The organism is Micromonospora sp. WMMC241, assembly GCF_027460165.1.
Taxonomy (GTDB): domain Bacteria; phylum Actinomycetota; class Actinomycetes; order Mycobacteriales; family Micromonosporaceae; genus Micromonospora; species Micromonospora humi.
Map to the genome: position 1 here is coordinate 4,857,628 of NZ_JAPZBF010000001.1, position 19,321 is coordinate 4,876,948.

A 19,321-nucleotide genomic window follows, 5' to 3' on the forward strand; every position below is an offset into this window, starting at 1 on the left:
CGGCTCGGCGGCTCGGCGGCTCGGCGGCTCGGCGGCTCGGCGGCTCGGCGGCTCGGCGGCTCGGCGGCTCGGCGGCTCGGCGGCTCGGCGGCTCGGCGGCTCGGCGGCTCGGCGGCTCGGCGGCTCGGCGGCTCGGCGGCTCGGCGGCTCGGCGGCTCGGCGAGATCTTGGAAGGAATCGGCCCCCATAGGGGCCCTTTCGTACCAAGATCTACATCTCTCCCACCGGATGGAACAAGCATCTCGTTTTGTGGAAGGGGCAGCCCTACGGGACGGAGAGAAGCGGTGCGGGCAGCAGGCCGCGGACCGGGAGACGGGCGTGAGCCGGTGCGTCAGCGCAGCGGGGCGGGATCGCGGCGGGCGGCCGCGGCGGGGTGGGAGGTGGCGAGCTGGCGGGCGGTGCGGTCGACCACGCGCTGCGCGTCGGCGAGGGAGCGGACCGGCAGCCGGGCGTCGCGGCTCTCCCGCCGCAGGACGAAGTAGTGCACTGCGGCGCGGACCAATGCCCGGTCGGCGGCGCTGGAGCGCGCGGTGGCGACGACCAACTCGCGCAGGCGCCGGGCCAGCTCCTCGGCCAACTCCAGCTCCGTGCCGTGGAGGCCGGTGCGGAGCGTGGCGAGCCGGCTGTCGACCTTGCGGATGAGCACGTCGGTGCCGAGCCTGGAGCCTCGCTCCTCAACGGTCATCCACGCCTCCAGCCGCGCCGCGTTGCGAGTGAAGTTACTTTATGTTGCACGCCACAAGCAAGCAGTTAAGTAAGACTTAACGGATTAAAGCCGTTATTCATCAGTTCAATTGCTCGGGCCGGACAGAACCGCCACGACGCCGGGCCGGATGTCACACCGGCGCGGCAGGATTGGTGGCGTGGCGGACGAGGTGACCCCGGCGAGCGGGGGGCAGGCGGATTTCGGCGCGGCGACCCGGGAGTGGTTCACCGCGGCATTCGCCGCGCCCACACCCGCCCAGGAGGGCGCGTGGCGCTCCGTCGCCGCCGGCCGCAACGCCCTGGTGGTCGCCCCGACCGGCTCCGGCAAGACGCTCGCGGCGTTCCTCTGGTCACTCGACCGGCTGGGCAAGGAGGCACCGCCGGCCGATCCCCGACGGCGTTGCCGGGTGCTCTACGTCAGCCCGCTCAAGGCGCTCGCCGTCGACGTGGAGCGCAACCTGCGCACCCCGCTCATCGGCATCCGCCAGGCCGCCACCCGGCTCGGCCTCGTCCCGCCCGACATCACCGTCGGCATGCGCACCGGCGACACCCCGGCCGACGAGCGGCGGGCCTTCGCCCGCACCCCGCCCGACGTCCTCATCACCACGCCCGAGTCGCTGTTCCTGCTGCTCACCTCCGCCGCCCGCGACTCCCTGCGCGGGGTGGACACGGTGATCGTCGACGAGGTGCACGCGGTGGCCGGCACCAAGCGCGGCGCGCACCTGGCGCTCTCCCTGGAACGCCTCGACGCGCTGCTCGACCGGCCCGCCCAGCGGATCGGGCTCTCCGCCACGGTGCGCCCGATCGACGTCTGCGCCCGCTTCCTGGGCGGTGCGCGCCCGGTCGACGTGGTGCAGCCGGCGGCCGACAAGACCATCGAGGTCAGCGTCCAGGTCCCGGTGGAGGACATGACCCGCCTCGACGAGCAGGAGCCGCCGGAGGACGAGCTGGGCGGGCTCGGTCCGCGCCGGCCGTCGATCTGGCCGGCCGTCGAGGAACGGGTGCTCGCGCTGATCCGTGCGCACCGGTCCACCATCGTCTTCACCAACTCCCGACGCGGCGCCGAACGTCTCTGCGCGCGCCTCAACGAGCTGGCCGCCGAGGAGGCCGAGGCGACGGCCGCCACGGAGGCCGCCCGCATGACCCGGGGCGGGGCCCCGGTGCGCGTATCCGACCTCCTGCCCGGCCTCGACGGCCCGCCGGCCGACGACGGCCCGGCGAACAACGACGGCCCGGCGACCCGCGACAGCGGCCCGGTGACCGGCCACGGCCCGGCGACCGGCGACAGCCCGGCGACCGGCGACAGCCCGGCGACCGGCGACAGCCCGGCGACCGGCAACAGCCCGGCGACCGGCGGCAGCGGCCCGGCGAACAACGGCGGCCTAGCGACCGGCGATGACGGCCCGGCGACCGGCGACGGCACGGCTGACGGCGGCAGCGGCCCGGCGACCGGCGACGGCGCGGGTCCGGCGGGCCGGGGCGGGCGGCGCGGCGCGGACGCGTTCGGTGGGCCGGTGGGGCCGGTCCGCGCGCCCCGGCAGCCGGCCGAGGTGATGGCGCAGTCCGGCGCGGCGGCCGGCGCGCCGACGGTGATCGCCCGGGCGCACCACGGCAGCGTCTCCCGGGAGGAGCGCAAGCACATCGAGGAGGCGCTGAAGTCCGGTCAGCTGCCCGCCGTGGTCGCCACCTCCAGCCTGGAGCTGGGCATCGACATGGGCGCGGTCGACCTGGTGGTGCAGATCGAGGCGCCGCCGAGTGTCGCCGCCGGGCTGCAACGGGTGGGCCGGGCCGGGCACCAGGTGGGCGCCGTCTCCCGGGGCGTGGTCTTCCCCAAGCATCGCGGCGACCTGCTCTCCTGCACCGTGGTCGCCGAGCGGATGGGGGTGGGCGCGATCGAGGAGCTGCACTACCCGCGCAACCCGCTCGACGTGCTGGCCCAGCAGATCGTCGCCATGGTGGCGCTGGAGCCGTGGCCGCTCGGCGACCTGGCCGTGCTGGTCCGCCGGGCGGCGCCCTTCGCCGAGCTGCCCGACTCGGCGCTGCACGCGGTGCTCGACATGCTCTCCGGCCGCTACCCGTCCACCGCCTTCGCCGAGCTGCGTCCCCGGCTGGTCTGGGACCGGGCGACCGACGTGCTGACCGGCCGGCCCGGCGCCCAGCGGCTCGCCGTCACCAGCGGCGGCACCATCCCCGACCGGGGCCTGTTCGGGGTCTTCCTGGCCGGCGCCGAGCGGGCCGCCCGGGTCGGCGAGCTGGACGAGGAGATGGTCTACGAGTCCCGGGTCGGCGACGTGTTCCTGCTCGGCTCGTCGTCCTGGCGGATCGAGGAGATCACCCCCGACCGGGTGCTGGTCTCCCCCGCCCCCGGCCAGGCCGCCCGGATGCCGTTCTGGAAGGGCGACCAGCTCGGCCGCCCGGTCGAGCTGGGCCGGGCGATCGGCGCCCGGGTCCGGGCGCTGCTGCGGCAGTCCGACGCCGACGCGGTGGCGGCGTTGCGCGCCGGCGGGCTGGACGACTGGGCCGCCGGCAACCTGATGAACTACCTGCGCGAGCAGAAGGCGGCCACCCGTTCGCTGCCCGACGACCGCACGGTGGTGGTCGAACGGTTCCGCGACGAGCTGGGCGACTGGCGGCTCGCCGTGCACTCGGTGCTCGGCGCGCGGGTCAACGGGCCGTGGGCGCTCGCCATCGGTCGCCGGCTGGCCGAACGCTACGGCGTGGACGCCCAGGTCATGCCCTCCGACGACGGCATCGTGGTCCGGCTGCCGGACACCGCCGACGAGCCGCCCGGCGCCGACGTGGTGGTCTTCGAGCCGGACGAGATCGCCCAGCTGGTCGAGGAGTCGGTCGGCACGTCGGCGCTGTTCGCCTCCCGGTTCCGCGAGTGCGCGGCCCGGTCGCTGCTGCTGCCCCGCCGCGACCCGCGTCGCCGTCAGCCGCTGTGGCAGCAGCGCCAACGCGCCGCGCAACTGCTCGACGTGGCCCGCGAGTACGCCGACTTCCCGGTCACCCTGGAGGCCGCCCGGGAGTGCCTGCAGGACGTCTTCGACCAGCCGGCCCTGGCCGAGCTGATGCGCGACCTCGCCGCCCGCAAGGTGCGCCTGGTCGAGGTCGAGTCGGAACGCCCGTCGCCGTTCGCCCGGTCGCTGCTCTTCGGCTATGTCGGCGCGTTCCTCTACGAGGGCGACGCCCCCCTGGCCGAACGGCGGGCCGCCGCGCTGGCGCTCGACTCCGGGCTGCTCGGCGAGTTGCTCGGCCGGGTCGACCTGCGGGAGCTGCTCGACCCGGCGGTGCTCGCCGAGACCGAACGCCAACTGCGCTGGCGCACCGAGCAGCGGCGGCCCCGCGACGCCGAGGACGTGGTCGAGCTGCTCCGGGTGGTCGGTGACCTGAGCGCCGCCGAGCTGGCCGAGCGGGGGGTGCCGGAGGCCTGGCCCGAGGAGCTGGCGGCGGCCCGCCGGGTGCTGCGGCTCCGGATCGCCGGCGAGGAGCGCTGGGTGATCGTCGAGGACGCGGCCCGGCTGCGTGACGCGCTCGGGGTGGCGCTGCCGGTCGGGGTGGCCGAGGCCTACCTCGCGCCGGTGGCCGACCCGCTCGGCGACCTGGTCGCCCGCTACGCCCGCACCCACGGCCCGTTCGCGGCGGCGACCTGCGCGGCCCGGTTCGGGCTCGGGGTGTTCGTGGTCGAGCAGGCGCTGCGCCGGCTCGCGGCGAACGGCCGGGTGGTCTCCGGCGAGTTCGCGCCGGACAGCGTGGGCACGCAGTGGTGCGACGCCGAGGTGCTGCGCCTGCTGCGCCGCCGCTCCCTGGCGGCGCTACGCCGGGAGATCGAGCCGGTGCCACCCCGGGCGCTGGCCGCGTTCCTGCCCCGCTGGCAGCAGGTCGGGTCGTCGGCCCGGGGCGTCGAGGCGGTCGCCGCCACCGTCGAGCAGTTGCAGGGGGTGACCGTGCCGGCGTCCGCGCTGGAGCGGCTGGTGCTGCCGGCCCGGGTCGCCGACTACTCGCCCGCCCAGCTCGACGAGCTGTGCGCGAGCGGCGAGCTGGTCTGGGCCGGCGCGGGCGCGATCTCCGGCGGCGACGGGTGGGTGACGCTGGCGTACGCCGACGTGGCGCCGCTGCTGCTGCCGCCGCCGGACGAGGCGCTGACGCTCACCCCGCCGCACGAGGCGGTGCTCGACGCGCTCGCCGGCGGGCAGGCGCTCTTCTTCCGCGCGCTCTCCGACCGGGTCGGCGCCACCGACGACGCCGCCCTGTCGGCAGTGGTGTGGGATCTGGTCTGGGCCGGGCACCTGACCAACGACACGCTGGCGCCGCTGCGCGCCGCGTTGGGCGCCGGCGGGGCGCACCGGTCCCGGCCGTCGGCCCCGCGGACCCGCTACCGCCGCCCCGGCCGGGCGGCGCTGCCCAGCCGCGGTGGCCCGCCGACGATGGCCGGCCGCTGGTCCCGGCTGCCCGAGCGTGACCTCGACCCGACCCGCCGGGCCGCCGCCCTGGCCGACCTGCTGCTGGAGCGGCACGGCGTGGTGACCCGGGGCGCGGTGATGGCCGAGCAGGTGACCGGCGGTTTCGCCGCGGTCTATCCGGTGCTGTCCGCGCTGGAGGAACGCGGGGCGGCCCGGCGCGGCTACTTCGTCGAAGGCCTGGGCGCGGCCCAGTTCGCGGTGCCCGGTGCGGTCGACCGGATCCGTGCCCTGGCCGACCCGGCCGACGGGGGCCGCAGCGGCGGCGGGCCGACAGTGGTGCTGGCCGCCACCGACCCGGCGAACCCGTACGGCGCCGCGCTGCCCTGGCCCGAGCGGGTGGTCGACTCGGGTGACGGCGCGGCCCCGGCCACCGGTCACCGGGCCGGGCGGAAGGCGGGTGCGTTGGTGGTTCTCGTCGGCGGCGACCTGGTGCTCTACGTCGAGCGGGGCGGGCGGACGATCCTGTCGTTCACCGACGACGTGGACGCGCTGGGCGCGGCGGGCAAGGCGCTGGCCGACGCGGTGCACTCCGGCGCGTTGGGCGCGATCTCGGTGGAGCGCGCCGACGGCGAGGCGGTGCACTCCTCGCCGCTGCGCGACGCGCTCACCGCCGCCGGCTTCCGGGCCACCCCCCGCGGCCTGCGCCTACGCGGCTGACCGGCTCGACCGGCTCGACCGTGAGATCTTGGTACCGGGCCCCGTCGAGGGCCGTTTCGTACCTGGATCTCGAAGGGGATCTCGCACCCTGTGGAGGACGGATGGTCGAGATGCATGCACCGTCCTGCGTCTCGCTGACCACGGACTACGGGCTCGCCGACGGGTTCGTGGCGGCCTGTCACGGGGTGCTCGCCCGGCTCGCGCCCGCCGCCCGGGTGATCGACGTGACGCACCTGGTGCCGCCGGCCGACGTCCGCCGGGGCGCGGCGGTGCTGGCGCAGACCGTGGCGTACCTGCCGGTCGGGGTGCACGTCGCGGTGGTCGATCCGGGGGTCGGCACCGAGCGGCGCGGGGTCGCGCTGGCCACGCCCGGCGGGCTGCTGGTCGGGCCGGACAACGGGCTGCTCCTGCCGGCCGCCGAGGCGCTCGGCGGGGTGACCGACGCGGTGGAGTTGACCGACCCGGAGTGGTGGCTGGCGCCGACCATCCCCCGCACCTTCCACGGGCGGGACGTGTTCGCGCCGGTGGCGGCCCGGTTGGCGCTCGGCGCGCCGCTGGCCGGGGCGGGGCGGGCGGTCGACCCGGCGATTCTGGCCCGGCTGCCGGAGCCGGTGGTCCGCGCCGACGCCGCCGGCTTCACCGCCGAGGTGTTGACCGTCGACCACTTCGGCAACGTCCAGCTCGCCGCGCCCGGCGCCCTGCTCGACGGGCTGCCGGCCCGGGTGCGGGTGGCTGGCCGCGGGGCCGTGCACGGCCGTACGTTCGGCGACGCCGCCCCGGGCGGCCTGGTGGTCTACGTCGACTCGGCCGGCCTGGTGGCCGTGGCGGTACGCACCGGCCGCGCCGCAGACGTCCTCACCCTCTCCCCCGGCGACCTGGTCACCGTCACGCCCCGCTGAGCCCCGCGATCTTGCAGTTTGTGCCCCGACAAAAGTTACGAAAGCCGCAAAAGCCTGGCACAAACTGCAAGATCAACGAAACGGGGGCGGGGACGGGGGGTCAGCAGGGTGGGGGGGTGCCGCCGGAGACCGTGGACAGGTACGCGTTGCTCACGTAGAAGCCGCCCGTCAGCCGGTACCACCGGGTGGTGGTGCGGTACGGCCCGGCGATCCGCTGCCCGGTCACGTAGCACTCGATCGGCACCTGCGCATACGTGGCGGCCAGGCCCCGGCTCGGGTAGGACGTGCCGGCCCCGCTGCGCAGGTTCAGCGGCCCGGAGCCGACGACCCCCCGCAGCCCGCCGGCCGTCCAGAGCAGTGTCACGGTGACCCACGCGTTGTCGGTGAGCCGCAGCCCGTCCCAGAACGTGCCGTCGGCCAGGTCGAGGCCGGCCGGGTTGCGCACGGTCCGACCGAACTGGTCCCGCCCGCCGTTGTAGCCGCTCTGGTAGGCGGCCTGCGCCTCGGGCAGCCCTTGCGGCAGGTCCCGCCAGTTCTCCCGGACCGTCGGCGGGTTCCACCAGTCGTCCCGGGTGTTCCACGGGCCGACGTCCCAGACCGGCGCGTACTCGCAGCGGCTGCCGCCGGTGGTGCAGACCTTGACCGTGTAGTCGCCGGTTCCGCGCGGGGAGAGGCCGCGCCGGGTGGGCAGCGCCGCGAAGTGGTCGCGGACGCCGACGGTGTGCCCGTTGGCGGTGACGCCGCCGACGAGGCCGATCCTGGTCGCGTACACCCGGTAGGTGCGTGCGACGGCCGGCGGGGCCGCGGTGGGGGCGGCCCGGTCGGCGGCGAGGGTCAGCCCGGTCACTGTCGCCTCGGCGGCGGCGTCCGGCGTGGTCAGCACGACCCGGGCCTGCACCCGGGTGACCGGTTGGTCGAAGACCGCCTCGGCGGCGTCGCGCCACTCGGTCCAGCGGCCGGACCGCCAGCCGCGCACCTGGGCCGTCGCCGTGCCGCCGTCGCGGGCCCGGGCGGCGAGCCGGGCGCGTACCCGGGTGGCGGGCCGGTCCAGCACGCGCGGCGCGGAGAGCAGGATGCCCTCGGCGACCGGGCCGGCCGCGGCGGCCGGGCGGGTGCGGGTGGTGGGGCGGGTGTCGGCCAGCCGCAGGCGGCCGGATCGCCAGGTGACGTTGACGTCGTCGCCGCCGGCGACGGCGAGGTCGGCGGACCAGCGCTCGGCGTCGGGCGCGGCGGCGCCCGACGGCGAGCCGGCGGCCGGTGGCGCGGCCGACGCGGGAGTGCCGGGCACGCCGGCGGTCAGGGCGGTCAGGGCGGTCAGGGCGCTCAGGGTACGGCGGACACGGGCCATGGGATTCTCCTCAGAACCCCCTGATCCTTGCCGCCAATCGGATGAAGGGGAACATAGGTACAAATAGCGAAACATGCGAATTTCGTTCGGTCGGGGAGAATGGTGGCGTGCCCGAAGGTGACACCGTCTGGAACACCGCCCGCGTCCTGCACCGCGCGCTGGCCGGGGCCCGGCTCACCGGGTCCGACTTCCGCGTGCCGCAGCTCGCCACCACCGACCTGACCGGCTGGACCGTCCGCGAGTCGGCCAGCCGGGGCAAACACCTGCTGCTGCGCCTCGACGGCCCGGCCGGCGAGGAGCGGACGCTGCACTCGCACCTGCGGATGGACGGCGCCTGGCGGGCGTACGCGCCGGGCGAACGGTGGACGGCCCGGCCGGCCCACCTGATCCGGGTGGTGCTCCGCTCCCCCGGCGCGGTGGCGGTCGGCTACCACCTGCACGAGGTGGCGCTGGTTCCGACCGCCGAGGAGAGTTCGCTTGTCGGGCACCTCGGCCCGGACCTGCTCGGCCCGGACTGGGATCCGGACGAGGCGGTCCGCCGGCTCGCCGCGCACCCGGAGCAGAGCATCGGCGAGGCGCTGCTCGACCAGCGCAACCTGGCCGGGGTGGGCAACCTCTACAAGTGCGAGGTGCTCTTCCTGCGCGGGGTGTCGCCGTGGACGCCGGTGCGGGCGGTGCCCGACCTGGCCGGCACCGTCACGCTGGCCCAGCGGCTGCTGGCGGCCAACCGGGGTCGCTGGACGCAGAGCACCACCGGGGTGCTGCGCCGGGGCGGGACGAGCTACGTCTACGGCCGGCGGGCGCAGCCGTGCCGGCGCTGCGGGACCGCGATCCGCAAGGAGGAGCTGGGTGAGCGGGTCACCTACTGGTGTCCGGTCTGCCAGCCGGAACGCGATTGACGTGGAACTTCCACGAACCATCTAAGATCACCTGAGATACGGACGATTGGGTAATTCCCTCCCACGCTCTCGGTGTCGCATGCTGCGGTGGACCGCTCACCGATCGTCAGCAGCGCGTACGCCCGCCACGCCGGGGTGACGGCCGCCGCGCCCCGATCCCGGGGAGAGCCATGGTGCTGTTCCGCAGACTCCGGCCGGGCCGGCCGGACCGGGCCGCCACGGTCGCCGAGGAGACCGCGCCCACCGTTCCCACCGCCCGCGCCGCCGACCAGGCGCCGGAGACGCCCGCCGAGCCGGTGACGCCCGCCGAGCCGGTGACGCCGGCCGAGCGTGGCGGGCCCGCGGCGCCGGCCGAACCGGCCAGCCTGGACCCGGCCGCCGTGCCGCGCCTGTTCGGGCCGGTGCCGAACACCGCCGGCAGCCCGCTGCCCACGCTCGACCCGGACGGCCGGCCGGTGCCCGGCACCGGCATCCGCAAGTTCGTCGACCCGCTGCCGCTGCCCGGCCGGCCGCCCACCGCCGGGCTCGGCGCCCGGCTGCCGGTCGCGGTTCCGGACACCATCACCTGGCCGGGCTGCGACTACTACGAGATCGGCCTCCAGGAGTACGCGCAGCGCCTGCACCGGGACCTGCCCGCCACCCGCCTGCGCGGCTACCGCCAGCTCAACCTCGGCACCGACGCGTCCGGCCACAACACGGTGAGCCCGCCCGACCGGCCTTGGCACCTCGGCCCGATGATCGTGGCCCGGCGGGGCCGACCGGTGCGGATCAAGTTCATCAACCAGCTTCCCACCGGCCGGGCCGGCGAACTGTTCCTGCCGGTCGACGAGACGGTCGACGGGGCCGGCGCCGGACCGCTGGACGGGCCCGCGCCGTACCCCCAGAACCGGGCGGTGCCGCACCTGGCCGGCGCCCGGACCGGGTGGATCAGCGCCGGCAACCCGTGGCAGTGGGTGACCCCGGCCGGCGAGATCACCCCGTACCCGACCGGGGTGGGCGTGACGCCGGTGCCGGACATGCCGGCCCCCGGCGCGGGCGCCACCACGCTCTACTTCCCGAACGACCAGAGCGGCCGGCTGATGTGGCTGCACGACAACACGCTCGGCCTGTCCCGGCTCACCGTCTACTCCGGACAGATCGCCCTCTACCTGCTCACCGACCCGGCCGAGGATCAGCTGGTGGATGACGGCGTGCTGCCCGCCGACCAGTTCCCGCTGGTGATCGAGGACAAGACGTTCGTGCCCGACGACGCCCAGCTCGCCGCCCAGGACCCGACCTGGGACCGGGAGCGCTGGGGCGCCAAGGGCAGCCTCTGGCACCCGCACGTCTACCAGCCCCGGCAGAACCCGTACCGGCTCAGCGGCACCAACCCGACCGGCCGCTGGGACTACGGGCCGTGGGCCCACGACCCGGACGGCGGGGCGAGTCCCTGGGTGGCCCCGGTGCCGAATCCGCACCACGACCCGGTCTCCGACCCGGACGAGCCGCCGCTGGTCCCGGGCGTGCCGCACCCGTCGGCGGTCCCCGAGGCGTACGGGGACACCCCGCTGGTCAACGGCGTGGCCTACCCCTACCTGGAGGTCGCCCCGCGGGCGTACCGGTTCCGGATCCTGAACGCCTGCACGGACCGGGCGCTCAACCTCCAGCTCTACCGGGCCGCCTCGGACGCGCCGATGTGGGCGCCGGACGGCGGCCCGGGCGACCCGCGCGCCGGTGAGGTGCCGATGGTCGAGGCGGTCCGGGCCGCCGGGCGGCCGGCGTACTGGCCGGTCGACGGGCGCGACGGCGGCGTGCCCGACCCGGCCGCCGCCGGGCCGGAGCTGATCCAGATCGGCAACGAGGGCGGCCTGCTGCCGGCCCCGGTGGTGCTGGCCAACCGGCCGGTCGACTACCGGTACGACAGGCAGGACGCGACGGTGCTCAACGTGGACGGGCACGCGCTGCTGCTCGCCCCCGGCGAACGCGCCGACGTGCTGGTGGACTTCTCGACCGTGCCGCCGGGCACCACGCTGATCCTCTACAACGACTGCCCGGCGCCGCTGCCCCGGTTCGACACCCGCCACGACCACCACACCGGCGCACCGGACCGCACCGCCTCGGGCGGCCTGCCGCCGGCACGCCCCGGCTACGGCCCGAACACCCGGACGCTGCTCCAGATCCGGGTCACCGGCACCCCGGCGGCCCGGTACGACCTGCGGCGGCTCGCCGCCCACCTGCCCGGCGCGTACGCGCGGAGCCAGCCGCCGCCGATCGTGCCGCAACCGGCGTACGACCCGGCGTTCGGCACCCGCACCGCCGGCCCGACCCTCGTCCCGGCGCGGGCCACCTCGGTCACGTTCACCCCGGCCGGCGCGTCCGCCCCGGTCACCCTGCCGCTGTCGGTGAAGGCGGTCGGGCAGGTGTTCGAGCCCCGGCACGGCCGGGCGGTGGGGCGGCTCGGCGTCGCTCACCCGGTCGGCGGTCCGCTCGCCCCGGCCGTCCTGCCGCTCGGCCCGACCGAGCCGGCCACCGAGGTGCTGTTCGTGACCGACCCGGCGGTGCCGGTGGGCGCGCCGGCGGACGGCACCCAGCTCTGGCGGATCGTCGGCGACGCGGACCGCACCCACCCGGTGCACGTCGAGGGCTGCGACGTGCAACTGGTCAACCGGGTCGGCCGGGACGGCACGCTCCGGCCGCCGGATCCGGGTGAGCTGGGGTGGAAGGACACCGTCCGGGTCAACCCCCGGGAGGACGTGATCGTGGCGCTGCGCCCCGTCCCGCCCAGCCTGCCGTTCACGATCGGCGACAGCGTACGGCTGCTCGACCCGAGCCGGCCGGCCGGCGCCCGCCTGGATGCCGGCGGCGTCAGCCCGGTCGACGGCCGGCCCACGGTGGTGGTCAACCAACTGGTCAACCTGGGCTGGGAGTACCGCTGGCAGACCCGCTCGGCGGGGCTGCGCGACCAGGGCATGAGCCGGCCGCTGGTGCTGCGGGTGACGCCCCGGGCGCCGACCGGGCTGACCGCGACCCCGGCCCCGGGCTCGGCCACCGCGCTACCCGCCATCGCGTTGACCTGGACCGGCAACGGCAGCCGCCCCCGGGCCACCAGCCACCGGCTGCAACGCGCCACCGACAGCGCCTTCACCACCGGCCTCACCGAGATCACCGTGGCCGCCACCGCCACCCGCTACACGGACGCGACGGTGACACCCGGCGTCACCTACCACTACCGGATCCGGGCCGAGAACGCGGTGAGCTGCTCGGCCTGGTCGAACAGCGCGCCGGCCTCGGTGCGGCTGACCGCGCCGGCCCGGCTGACCGCGTCGGTGCCGCCCGCCGCGCCCGCGCGGGTGGCGTTGCGCTGGGCGAACCACTCCTTCGCCACCGGCGTGGACGTGCAGCGGGCCACCAACCCGACGTTCACCAGCGGGCCGGGCACCACGGCGATCGCCGTCGGCGAGTCCCACCTGGACCCGGCCGTCGCCCCGGATACCACGTACTACTACCGGGTACGCACGACGTACCTGGGTGCGGCGTCACCCTGGTCGACGGTGGCCACGGTGACCATCCCGCCCCGGCCGGCCGCGCCCACCGGGGTGTCCGCCACCGCCGGCACGCCGTCGGCGGACACGGCCACGGTGACGCTGAGCTGGTCGGCGGAGACGCCCGCCGGGCCGGGCGCCGGGTTCGTGGTGCAGCGCGCCGCGGACGCGGCGTTCGCCCGGGAGCCGGCCACGTTCCGGGTGACCGGCCGGGGCTTCACCAACACCGGCCTGGCCCGCGGCGTGACCTACCACTACCGGGTACGCGCGACGAACGTGGTCGGCACCTCCGCCTGGACCCCGCCGATCCCCGTCACCACCCCCGACTGACCCGGCCGCGTGACCTCCCGGGTCCGGTCGGGAGCGCACCGCGTCGCGCCGGGCGGACCCGGATCGCGCGGACGGCGCCGAAGAAGACATCACTTCGGTGCGGCATACCTCAGAGGCATAATTATGACTCCGAGGTATCCGAGTCTTGACCGCATTGCCCCAGGGAAGGCGTCACAGAACGTAACGGCCGAGCAGAGTCCGCTCGACAACCAGGACGGGACGCGGGCCAGGACGGGACGCGGGCGGTCAGGGGGCGCGGAGCGGAGTGCGAAGCTCGGCCAGGGCGGACGCGACGCCGTGCAGCAGGTCGGTGGCCTCGGTGAGGCGGGCGGCGGCCGGGTGCGCGGTGTTCGGGCGGGCGTCCTCGGCCACGTAGCCGGCGGCGGCGACCACCAGCCGCTCGTAGGCGGCCACGCCGTCCTCCAACTGGGCGACGAGCGTCGCGTGCACCTCGGCGAGCGGCCCCTGCGGCGCCAGCTTCACCGCGCCCTCCACGCCGGCCACCCGCGTGGCCAGCTCGCGCAGGGAACGGTCCGCCTCGGCCGCCTCCCGGACCGCCGGCTCGGCCAGCCCGGTCAGCCGCCCGGCCAGGCCGGCCAGGGTGAGCGCGGCCCGGTCGAGACGGGCCCACGGCTCGGCCGCGGCGGTGCCGCGCAGCGCGAGGCGGGACCGGACCCGGCGGACCTCCGCGAGGACGCCGGGACCGACGGGCAGCCGCTCGACGGCGGCGACCAGCCGGGCGCGGGAGCGGGCGGCGGCCACCGCCGGGTCGAGCGCCGGGGGCGCCGGCACGGCGGCGAGTGCGCGATGGTCGGCCCAGCGCCAGACGGCGACCGCGATCGCGCTGCCCGCGGCGCCGGCCCAGGCCGCGTCCGGCAGACCCAGCCCGGCGTACGGGGTGAGCACCGCGGCGGCGCCGCCGAGCCCACCGGCCAGCACGCTCCACCGCCGGGCCGAACGCCGCAGCTTGCCCAGCCGCCGGAAGTGTCGCGCTCGCTCGTCCGCCATGGCTCTCCTCGCCGTCAGCCGGTGGTGGTCTCCCCGGTGCCGCGGTCGCGGCTCATGCTGGCCCGGATCTCGTCCAGCCGGGCCGAGGCCGCCGGGTCGGACGCCTGCTGCCCCACCGCCGGGCGCTCCTGCCGGCCGCCGAGCTGGTCGCCGGCCATGCTCGACCGGATCTGATCCAGTCGGGCCGATCCGGCCGAGTCGAGCGACGCCTTCTGGATCTCCAGCATCCGACCCTCGACCGAGTTGCCGGCCAGCTCGGCACGGCCCATCGCGGTGGCGTAGCGGCTCTCGATCCGGTCGCGCACCTCGTTCAGCGACGGGGTGCTGGCCGGCGCGGTGAGCGAGGACATCGACTCCAACGAGCGGGCCACGCTCTCCTGCATCTTGGCCTGCTCCAGCTGGCTGAGCAGCTTGGTGCGCTCGGCGAGCTTCTGCTGCAGGATCATCGAGTTGTTCTCGACCGCCTTGCGGGCCTGGGCGGCCGCGTTGAGCGCCTGGTCGTGCAGCGTCTTCAGGTCCTCCAGCGCCTGCTCGCCGGAGACCAGCTGGGTGGCGAGCATCTGGGCGGACTGCTCGTAGCGGCCGGCCTCGGTCTCGTCGCCCTTCGCCCGGGCCTGGTCGGCCAGCGTGAGCGCCTGCCGCGCGTTGCCCTGGAGCTGCTCCACCTCGGTGATCTGCCGGGACAGCTTCATCTCCAGCTGGCGCTGGTTGCCGATCACCGCAGCCGCCTGCTGGACCAGGGCCTGGTGCTGCCGCTGCGCCTCCTCGACCGCCTGCTGGATCTGCACCTTCGGATCGGCGTGTTCGTCGATCTTCGCGCCGAAGGCCGCCATCAGGTACTTCCAACCCTTGACGAACGGGTTAGCCATCTCCGCCTCGTCCCCTCAGTAGCGTCGCGCCTACATCGTCCCAGTCGGACGCCACTCCGGCACCCGTACGTCCCTGATCAACATTACGACGCGAGCGCCAGTGGCGACCATGCGCGATCGGCCGGGATCAGGCGGCGCAGACCACGTCCCGCTCGGCGGGGCGAACCCGGGTGCTGCGCAGCGTCGCCTTGAGCGGCGAATCCTGCCGGACCTGGACGGCCACCGCGCCGTCGGAGGTGACCTGCCGAACCCCGCGGTTGGTCGCCTTGCGCACGGCGGCCGCGGCCACCGGCGTCGACTCGACCGACTCGTCGGCCACCGGCACCAGCACGCCCGGCATCTGCTCGGCCAGGGCGACCGTGTCGCTCACCTCGCGCAGCAGCTCGGACAGGCGGGCGCCGAGCGCGTCGCAGATCGCGGCCAACAGCTCGCTGGAGGGCTCCTTCTGGCCGCGTTCGATCTCGGAGAGGTAACCGAGGCTGACGTTGGCGGCGGACGAGACCTCGCGGAGGGTGCGGTGCTGCCCCTGCCGGCGCGCCCGCAGTGCGTCACCGATCACCCGGCGTAGCAGGACCATCGCACCTCCCCCTGAAATCGGGTCACCATGCCCGACCGACAGCGCCGGAGCCTTCCCGCAACCGTACCCGTTGACCGCCACGACGACATCCCACCCCGCCTGTCCAATCCGACCGGCCCGGCCGGTGCCGCGCGCCCGCGGTCGGGCGTGCCGGCGCCGGGACGGAGATCATCGCCGGCCGGCGCCCGCCGGGTCGGTCTCGGCGTCGCGGGCCACCTGGATCCGCTCGGCGAGCAGCCGCAACGCCTCGATCACCGCGGCGGTGCGGATGTGGTCGCGACCGCCGTCGAGGTCGAGGCGGCGCACCTCGGAGCCGGCCGGGCCGGCCACCGCCACGTAGACCAGGCCCACCGGCTTGCCGTCCTGCGGTTCCGGACCGGCCACGCCGGTGGTCGCCAGCCCCCAGTCCGCGCCGCAACGCTGCCGCCCGCCCTCGGCCAGCGCGAGGGCCACGTCCGGGTCCACCGGCCCGCGCGACGCCAGCAGGTCCTCGGGTACGCCGGCAAGCGTCGCCTTCAGCTCGGTGGCGTAGACCACCAGCCCGCCCCGGTAGATCGAACTGACCCCGGCGATCTCCACGATCGCGGCGGCGAGCAGGCCGCCGGTCAGGGACTCGACCGTGGCCAGCGTCTCGCCGCAGTCGTGCAGGCGGTGCACCACGGATGCCGCCGGACTGCCGGCGGGCCGCTGGTGTCTCGCGTCGGTGTCCTCCATGACCGCCCCTTCTTCCCGCGTCGCGCCGGCTTACTCGCCGGCTGCCCGGATCAACGGGCGGGACGACGCAGCCGCAGCGCCTGGGCCACGTAGTCGAAGCCGGTGGCGACGGTGACCAGCACCGCCGCGCCCATGATCCAGGGGCCGACCGGGGCCAGCGCGGCCGGCATCGGCCAGAGGTACCAGGTGATCGCCAGGATCTGGAGCGCTGTCTTGATCTTGCCGCCGCGGCTGGCCGCGATCACCCCGTGCCGGATCACCCAGAAGCGCATCGCGGTGATGCCCAGCTCCCGGACCAGGATCACCACGGTCACCCACCAGGGCAGCCGGTCGTACCAGGAGAGCAGCACCAGCGCGGCGCCGGTGAGCGCCTTGTCGGCGATCGGGTCGGCGACCTTGCCCAGCGAGGTGACCAGCGCGAACCGGCGGGCGATCCACCCGTCGACCAGGTCCGTCGCGGAGGCCACCACGAAGATCAGGCAGGCCGCCATCCGCCAGCCGGCATGGCTCATCCCGGACGCCACCACGGTCACCGCGAACACCGGCACCAGCACCAGCCGCGCCGCGGTCAGCAGGTTCGCGGCGTTGAGCAGCGGCACGGGGGCCGCCACCGTCGACTCCGCCCCGGTCATGTCCGGCATCGCGCCACGTGGCTTCCCCGCTCCGTCCGGGCCCGCCGTCACCGTGCCGCGCCGGGCGCCGCCGAGATCATCTCATCCGGCACGGCCACCAGGTCGACACCCTCGGTCGCGGTCACCCGGGCCCGGACCAGGTCGCCCGGGCGCAGCGCGGCCAGGTCGACCCCGCCGCCGTCCGGCGCGACGAGCGTGGTCGAGCCGTCGACCTCGGGCGCCTGGTGGGCGGCCCGACCCTCGACCACCCCGTCGGCGACGGAGTCCACCAGCACCTCCACGGTCGAACCGAGCCGCTCCTCGGCCCGCTGGGAGCAGAGTTCGTCGGCGAGCGCGCTGAGCCTGTCGTAGCGCCGCTTGACCGTGCCGGCGGAGACCTTGCCGGGCAGCCCGGCGGCCTCGGTGCCGTCCTCGTCGCTGTAGTCGAACATGCCGATCGCGTCGAGCCGCGCCTCGGTCAGGAACCGGACCAGCTCGGCGACGTCCTGCTTCGTCTCGCCGGGGAAGCCGACGATGAAGTTGCTCCGGGCGCCCGCCTCCGGCGCCAGCGCACGGGCCGAGGCCAGCAGCTCCAGGAACCGGTCGGTGGAGCCGAAGCGGCGCATCCGGCGCAGCACCGGCTCGCTGGAGTGCTGGAACGACAGGTCGTAGTAGGCGGCCACGCCGGGCGTGGTGGCGATCACCTCGACCAGGCCGGGCCGGGTCTCGGCGGGCTGGAGGTAGCTGGCGCGTACCCGCACGATGCCGTCGATCGCGGCGAGCTGCGGCAGCAGCTTCTCCAGCGCGCGCGGGTCGCCCAGGTCCTTGCCGTAGGAGGTGGAGTTCTCGCTGACCAGCACCAGCTCGCGGACGCCGGTCTTGGCCAGCCACTCGGCCTCGGCGAGCAGCTCGTCCGGGGTACGCGAGACGAACGCGCCGCGGAACGCCGGGATGGCGCAGAACGCGCACCGCCGGTCGCAGCCGCTGGCCAGCTTCAGCGAGGCCACCGGGCCGGTGTCGAGCCGGTGCCGGAGCACCTGCCGCAGGTGCGCCGGGGTGTGCGCGTCGGTCTCCGGCGCGACCCGGGTCGGGGTGCCGTGGCCGGGCAACGACACCGCCGCCTCGCGCCGCTTCACCGGGGTCAGCGGGAGCAGCTCGCGCCGGTCGCGCGGGGTGTGCGCGTCGATCGCCTCGCCGGCCACCACCGCGTCCAGCCGGGCCGCGATGTCCGGGTAGTCGTCGAAGCTCAGCACCGCCTGCGCCTCGGGAAGACTGTCGGCCAACTCCCGCCCGTACCGCTCGGCCATGCAGCCGGCGGCGACCACCTTGGCGCCGGTGTCGGCGGCGGCCAGCAGCGTCTGGATCGAGTCCTGCTTGGCCTTCTCCACGAAGCCGCAGGTGTTCACCACCACCACGTCGGCGCCCTCGCCGTCGGTGGTCACCTGCCAGCCGTCGGCGTGCAGCCGGGCGGCCAACTCCTCCGAGTCGACCTCGTTACGGGCGCAGCCCAGGGTCAGCAGCGCAACCCGGCGCCCGTCGGACTGCGGAGAGGAAGCATCAGACACCATCCGAGGGTACAGGTGCAAGGAAGGGCCCCTTGTCAACGCCTGCGGTAGAGAAGGGTCCCTCTCTCACCGCGCCGAGGTGAGCGCGCGGGCGAGGCGGTCCAGCAGGAACACCTCGGTGCCGGCCAGGCCGGTCGAGCAGAACACCGAGATCTGGTCCGCGCCGGTCCGGCCGGGGACCGCCCCGGCCAGCACCGCGCCCAGGTCGCGCAGCCGCCCGGCGTACGGCTCGACGGCGGCGAGCATCGGCGGCGCGTACGCGGCGGCCTGCCCCGGCGAGTCGGTGACCAGCAGGTCGGCGGCGTCCAGCAGGTCGGTGCCGAACTCGTGCCGGTCGACCTGCTTGAAGCCGACGGTGTTGACGTGCGTGCCCGGCGCCAGGTCGGCGGCGGCCAGCACCGGCGTGGTGCTGGTGGTGGCGATCACCACGAGATCGCGATCACGCACCGCGGCGGCGGCCGAGCCGACGGCCCGGGCCGGCACGCCCAGCTCGGCCCGGACCCGGGCGGCGAACGCCTCCCGCCGGGCGGTCGACCGGCTGTGCACTGTCACCTCGCGCAGTGGCCGGACCGCCGCCGCGGCCCAGACCTGGGTCCACGCCTGCCGGCCGGAGCCCACCACGCCGAGCGTGGCGGCGTCCGGACGGGCCAGCGCGTCCACCGCCACCCCGCCCAGTCCCCCGGTACGCCGCGAGCCCAGCTCCTCGCCGACGGCGATGGCGCGTACCGCGCCGGTGGTCGCGTCGTGCAGCACGACCAGCTGCCCGCTCTCCGGGTGCCCGAACGTGTCGTACGAGCGGAAGCCGTACCACTCCCCGGTGAGGTGGCCGGCGGTGAGCACCATCCGCCCGGCGCCCAGCGGTGCGGACGCCCGGGGTGGGGCGATCAACCGCCCGTCGTGCGCGGCGAGCAGCGCGTCCCGCATGGCGGCGACGGTGAGCGGGGCGTCCACGGCCGCCGCGACGTCCTCGTCGGAGAAGAGCACGGTCATGACGCCAATCGTGCAACCTGAAGTTCGCGTGAACTCCAGCGATGGTGGGCTTTCTCACCCCGCCCCCGGTCCCGCCCGGCCGGTGCTAGCGTCGGCCACGACGGTCCTCGGGCCGTCCCGGACGAGTGGTGGGCGTACCCGGTCAGGCACGACGCCCCGCGGCAA

General features: G+C 75.8%; 13 protein-coding genes and 1 riboswitch. Of the genes, 4 read left to right on the forward strand and 9 right to left on the reverse strand.

Annotated elements, in window-relative coordinates; all coding sequences use genetic code 11:
• Positions 1-331 precede the first annotated feature (331 nt).
• A complete protein-coding gene (locus O7598_RS21905; protein ID WP_269693179.1) occupies positions 332-685 on the reverse strand; it encodes a hypothetical protein in 354 nt (117 codons plus the stop codon).
• Between the two features lie 178 nt (positions 686-863).
• Here O7598_RS21905 and O7598_RS21910 point away from each other — a divergent pair, with 178 nt between their 5' ends.
• A complete protein-coding gene (locus tag O7598_RS21910; RefSeq protein ID WP_269693180.1) occupies positions 864-5,825 on the forward strand; it encodes an Lhr family helicase in 4,962 nt (1,653 codons plus the stop codon).
• 110 nt (positions 5,826-5,935) lie between these two features.
• Positions 5,936-6,724: an SAM hydrolase/SAM-dependent halogenase family protein gene (locus O7598_RS21915; protein ID WP_269694937.1), complete on the forward strand. Its 789-nt coding sequence runs from the start codon at positions 5,936-5,938 to the stop codon at positions 6,722-6,724.
• Positions 6,725-6,824: 100 nt separating this feature from the next.
• On the opposite strand, the gene O7598_RS21920 is transcribed toward O7598_RS21915, so the two are convergent.
• Complete coding sequence (locus O7598_RS21920) at positions 6,825-8,072, reverse strand: hypothetical protein (protein ID WP_269693181.1); 1,248 nt, start codon at positions 8,070-8,072, stop codon at positions 6,825-6,827.
• 107 nt (positions 8,073-8,179) lie between these two features.
• Between O7598_RS21920 and O7598_RS21925 the strand changes: the two genes are divergently transcribed.
• Positions 8,180-8,971 (forward strand): DNA-formamidopyrimidine glycosylase family protein, encoded by a 792-nt coding sequence (locus O7598_RS21925; protein ID WP_269693182.1) that lies wholly within the window; start codon positions 8,180-8,182, stop codon positions 8,969-8,971.
• A 170-nt stretch (positions 8,972-9,141) separates the two neighbouring features.
• Positions 9,142-12,822 (forward strand): fibronectin type III domain-containing protein, encoded by a 3,681-nt coding sequence (locus O7598_RS21930; protein ID WP_269693183.1) that lies wholly within the window; start codon positions 9,142-9,144, stop codon positions 12,820-12,822.
• 246 nt (positions 12,823-13,068) lie between these two features.
• Here O7598_RS21930 and pspM read toward each other — a convergent pair whose 3' ends face one another.
• From pspM to O7598_RS21965, 7 genes are all read right to left on the reverse strand, one after another.
• On the reverse strand, positions 13,069-13,830 hold the full coding sequence (gene pspM, locus O7598_RS21935) for a phage shock envelope stress response protein PspM (protein ID WP_269693184.1): 762 nt from the start codon (positions 13,828-13,830) through the stop codon (positions 13,069-13,071).
• A 14-nt stretch (positions 13,831-13,844) separates the two neighbouring features.
• Entirely contained in the window at positions 13,845-14,699 is an 855-nt protein-coding gene (locus tag O7598_RS21940; protein ID WP_269693185.1) for a PspA/IM30 family protein, read from the reverse strand.
• Between the two features lie 127 nt (positions 14,700-14,826).
• Positions 14,827-15,276 carry a helix-turn-helix domain-containing protein gene (locus tag O7598_RS21945; protein WP_269693186.1) on the reverse strand — a complete coding sequence of 150 codons (450 nt, stop codon included), beginning with the start codon at positions 15,274-15,276 and terminating at the stop codon, positions 14,827-14,829.
• Between the two features lie 168 nt (positions 15,277-15,444).
• Positions 15,445-15,990 carry a CinA family protein gene (locus O7598_RS21950; RefSeq protein ID WP_269693187.1) on the reverse strand — a complete coding sequence of 182 codons (546 nt, stop codon included), beginning with the start codon at positions 15,988-15,990 and terminating at the stop codon, positions 15,445-15,447.
• Between the two features lie 50 nt (positions 15,991-16,040).
• Positions 16,041-16,622 carry a CDP-diacylglycerol--glycerol-3-phosphate 3-phosphatidyltransferase gene (pgsA, locus tag O7598_RS21955; RefSeq protein ID WP_175441531.1) on the reverse strand — a complete coding sequence of 194 codons (582 nt, stop codon included), beginning with the start codon at positions 16,620-16,622 and terminating at the stop codon, positions 16,041-16,043.
• Positions 16,623-16,669: 47 nt separating this feature from the next.
• Entirely contained in the window at positions 16,670-18,169 is a 1,500-nt protein-coding gene (gene rimO / locus O7598_RS21960) for a 30S ribosomal protein S12 methylthiotransferase RimO (RefSeq protein WP_269693188.1), read from the reverse strand.
• A 63-nt stretch (positions 18,170-18,232) separates the two neighbouring features.
• Positions 18,233-19,156, reverse strand: coding sequence for an ornithine cyclodeaminase family protein (locus O7598_RS21965; protein WP_269693189.1), 924 nt, complete (start codon positions 19,154-19,156; stop codon positions 18,233-18,235).
• Positions 19,157-19,252: 96 nt separating this feature from the next.
• A riboswitch (guanidine-III (ykkC-III) riboswitch) is annotated at positions 19,253-19,317 on the forward strand.
• Positions 19,318-19,321: the final 4 nt, after the last annotated feature.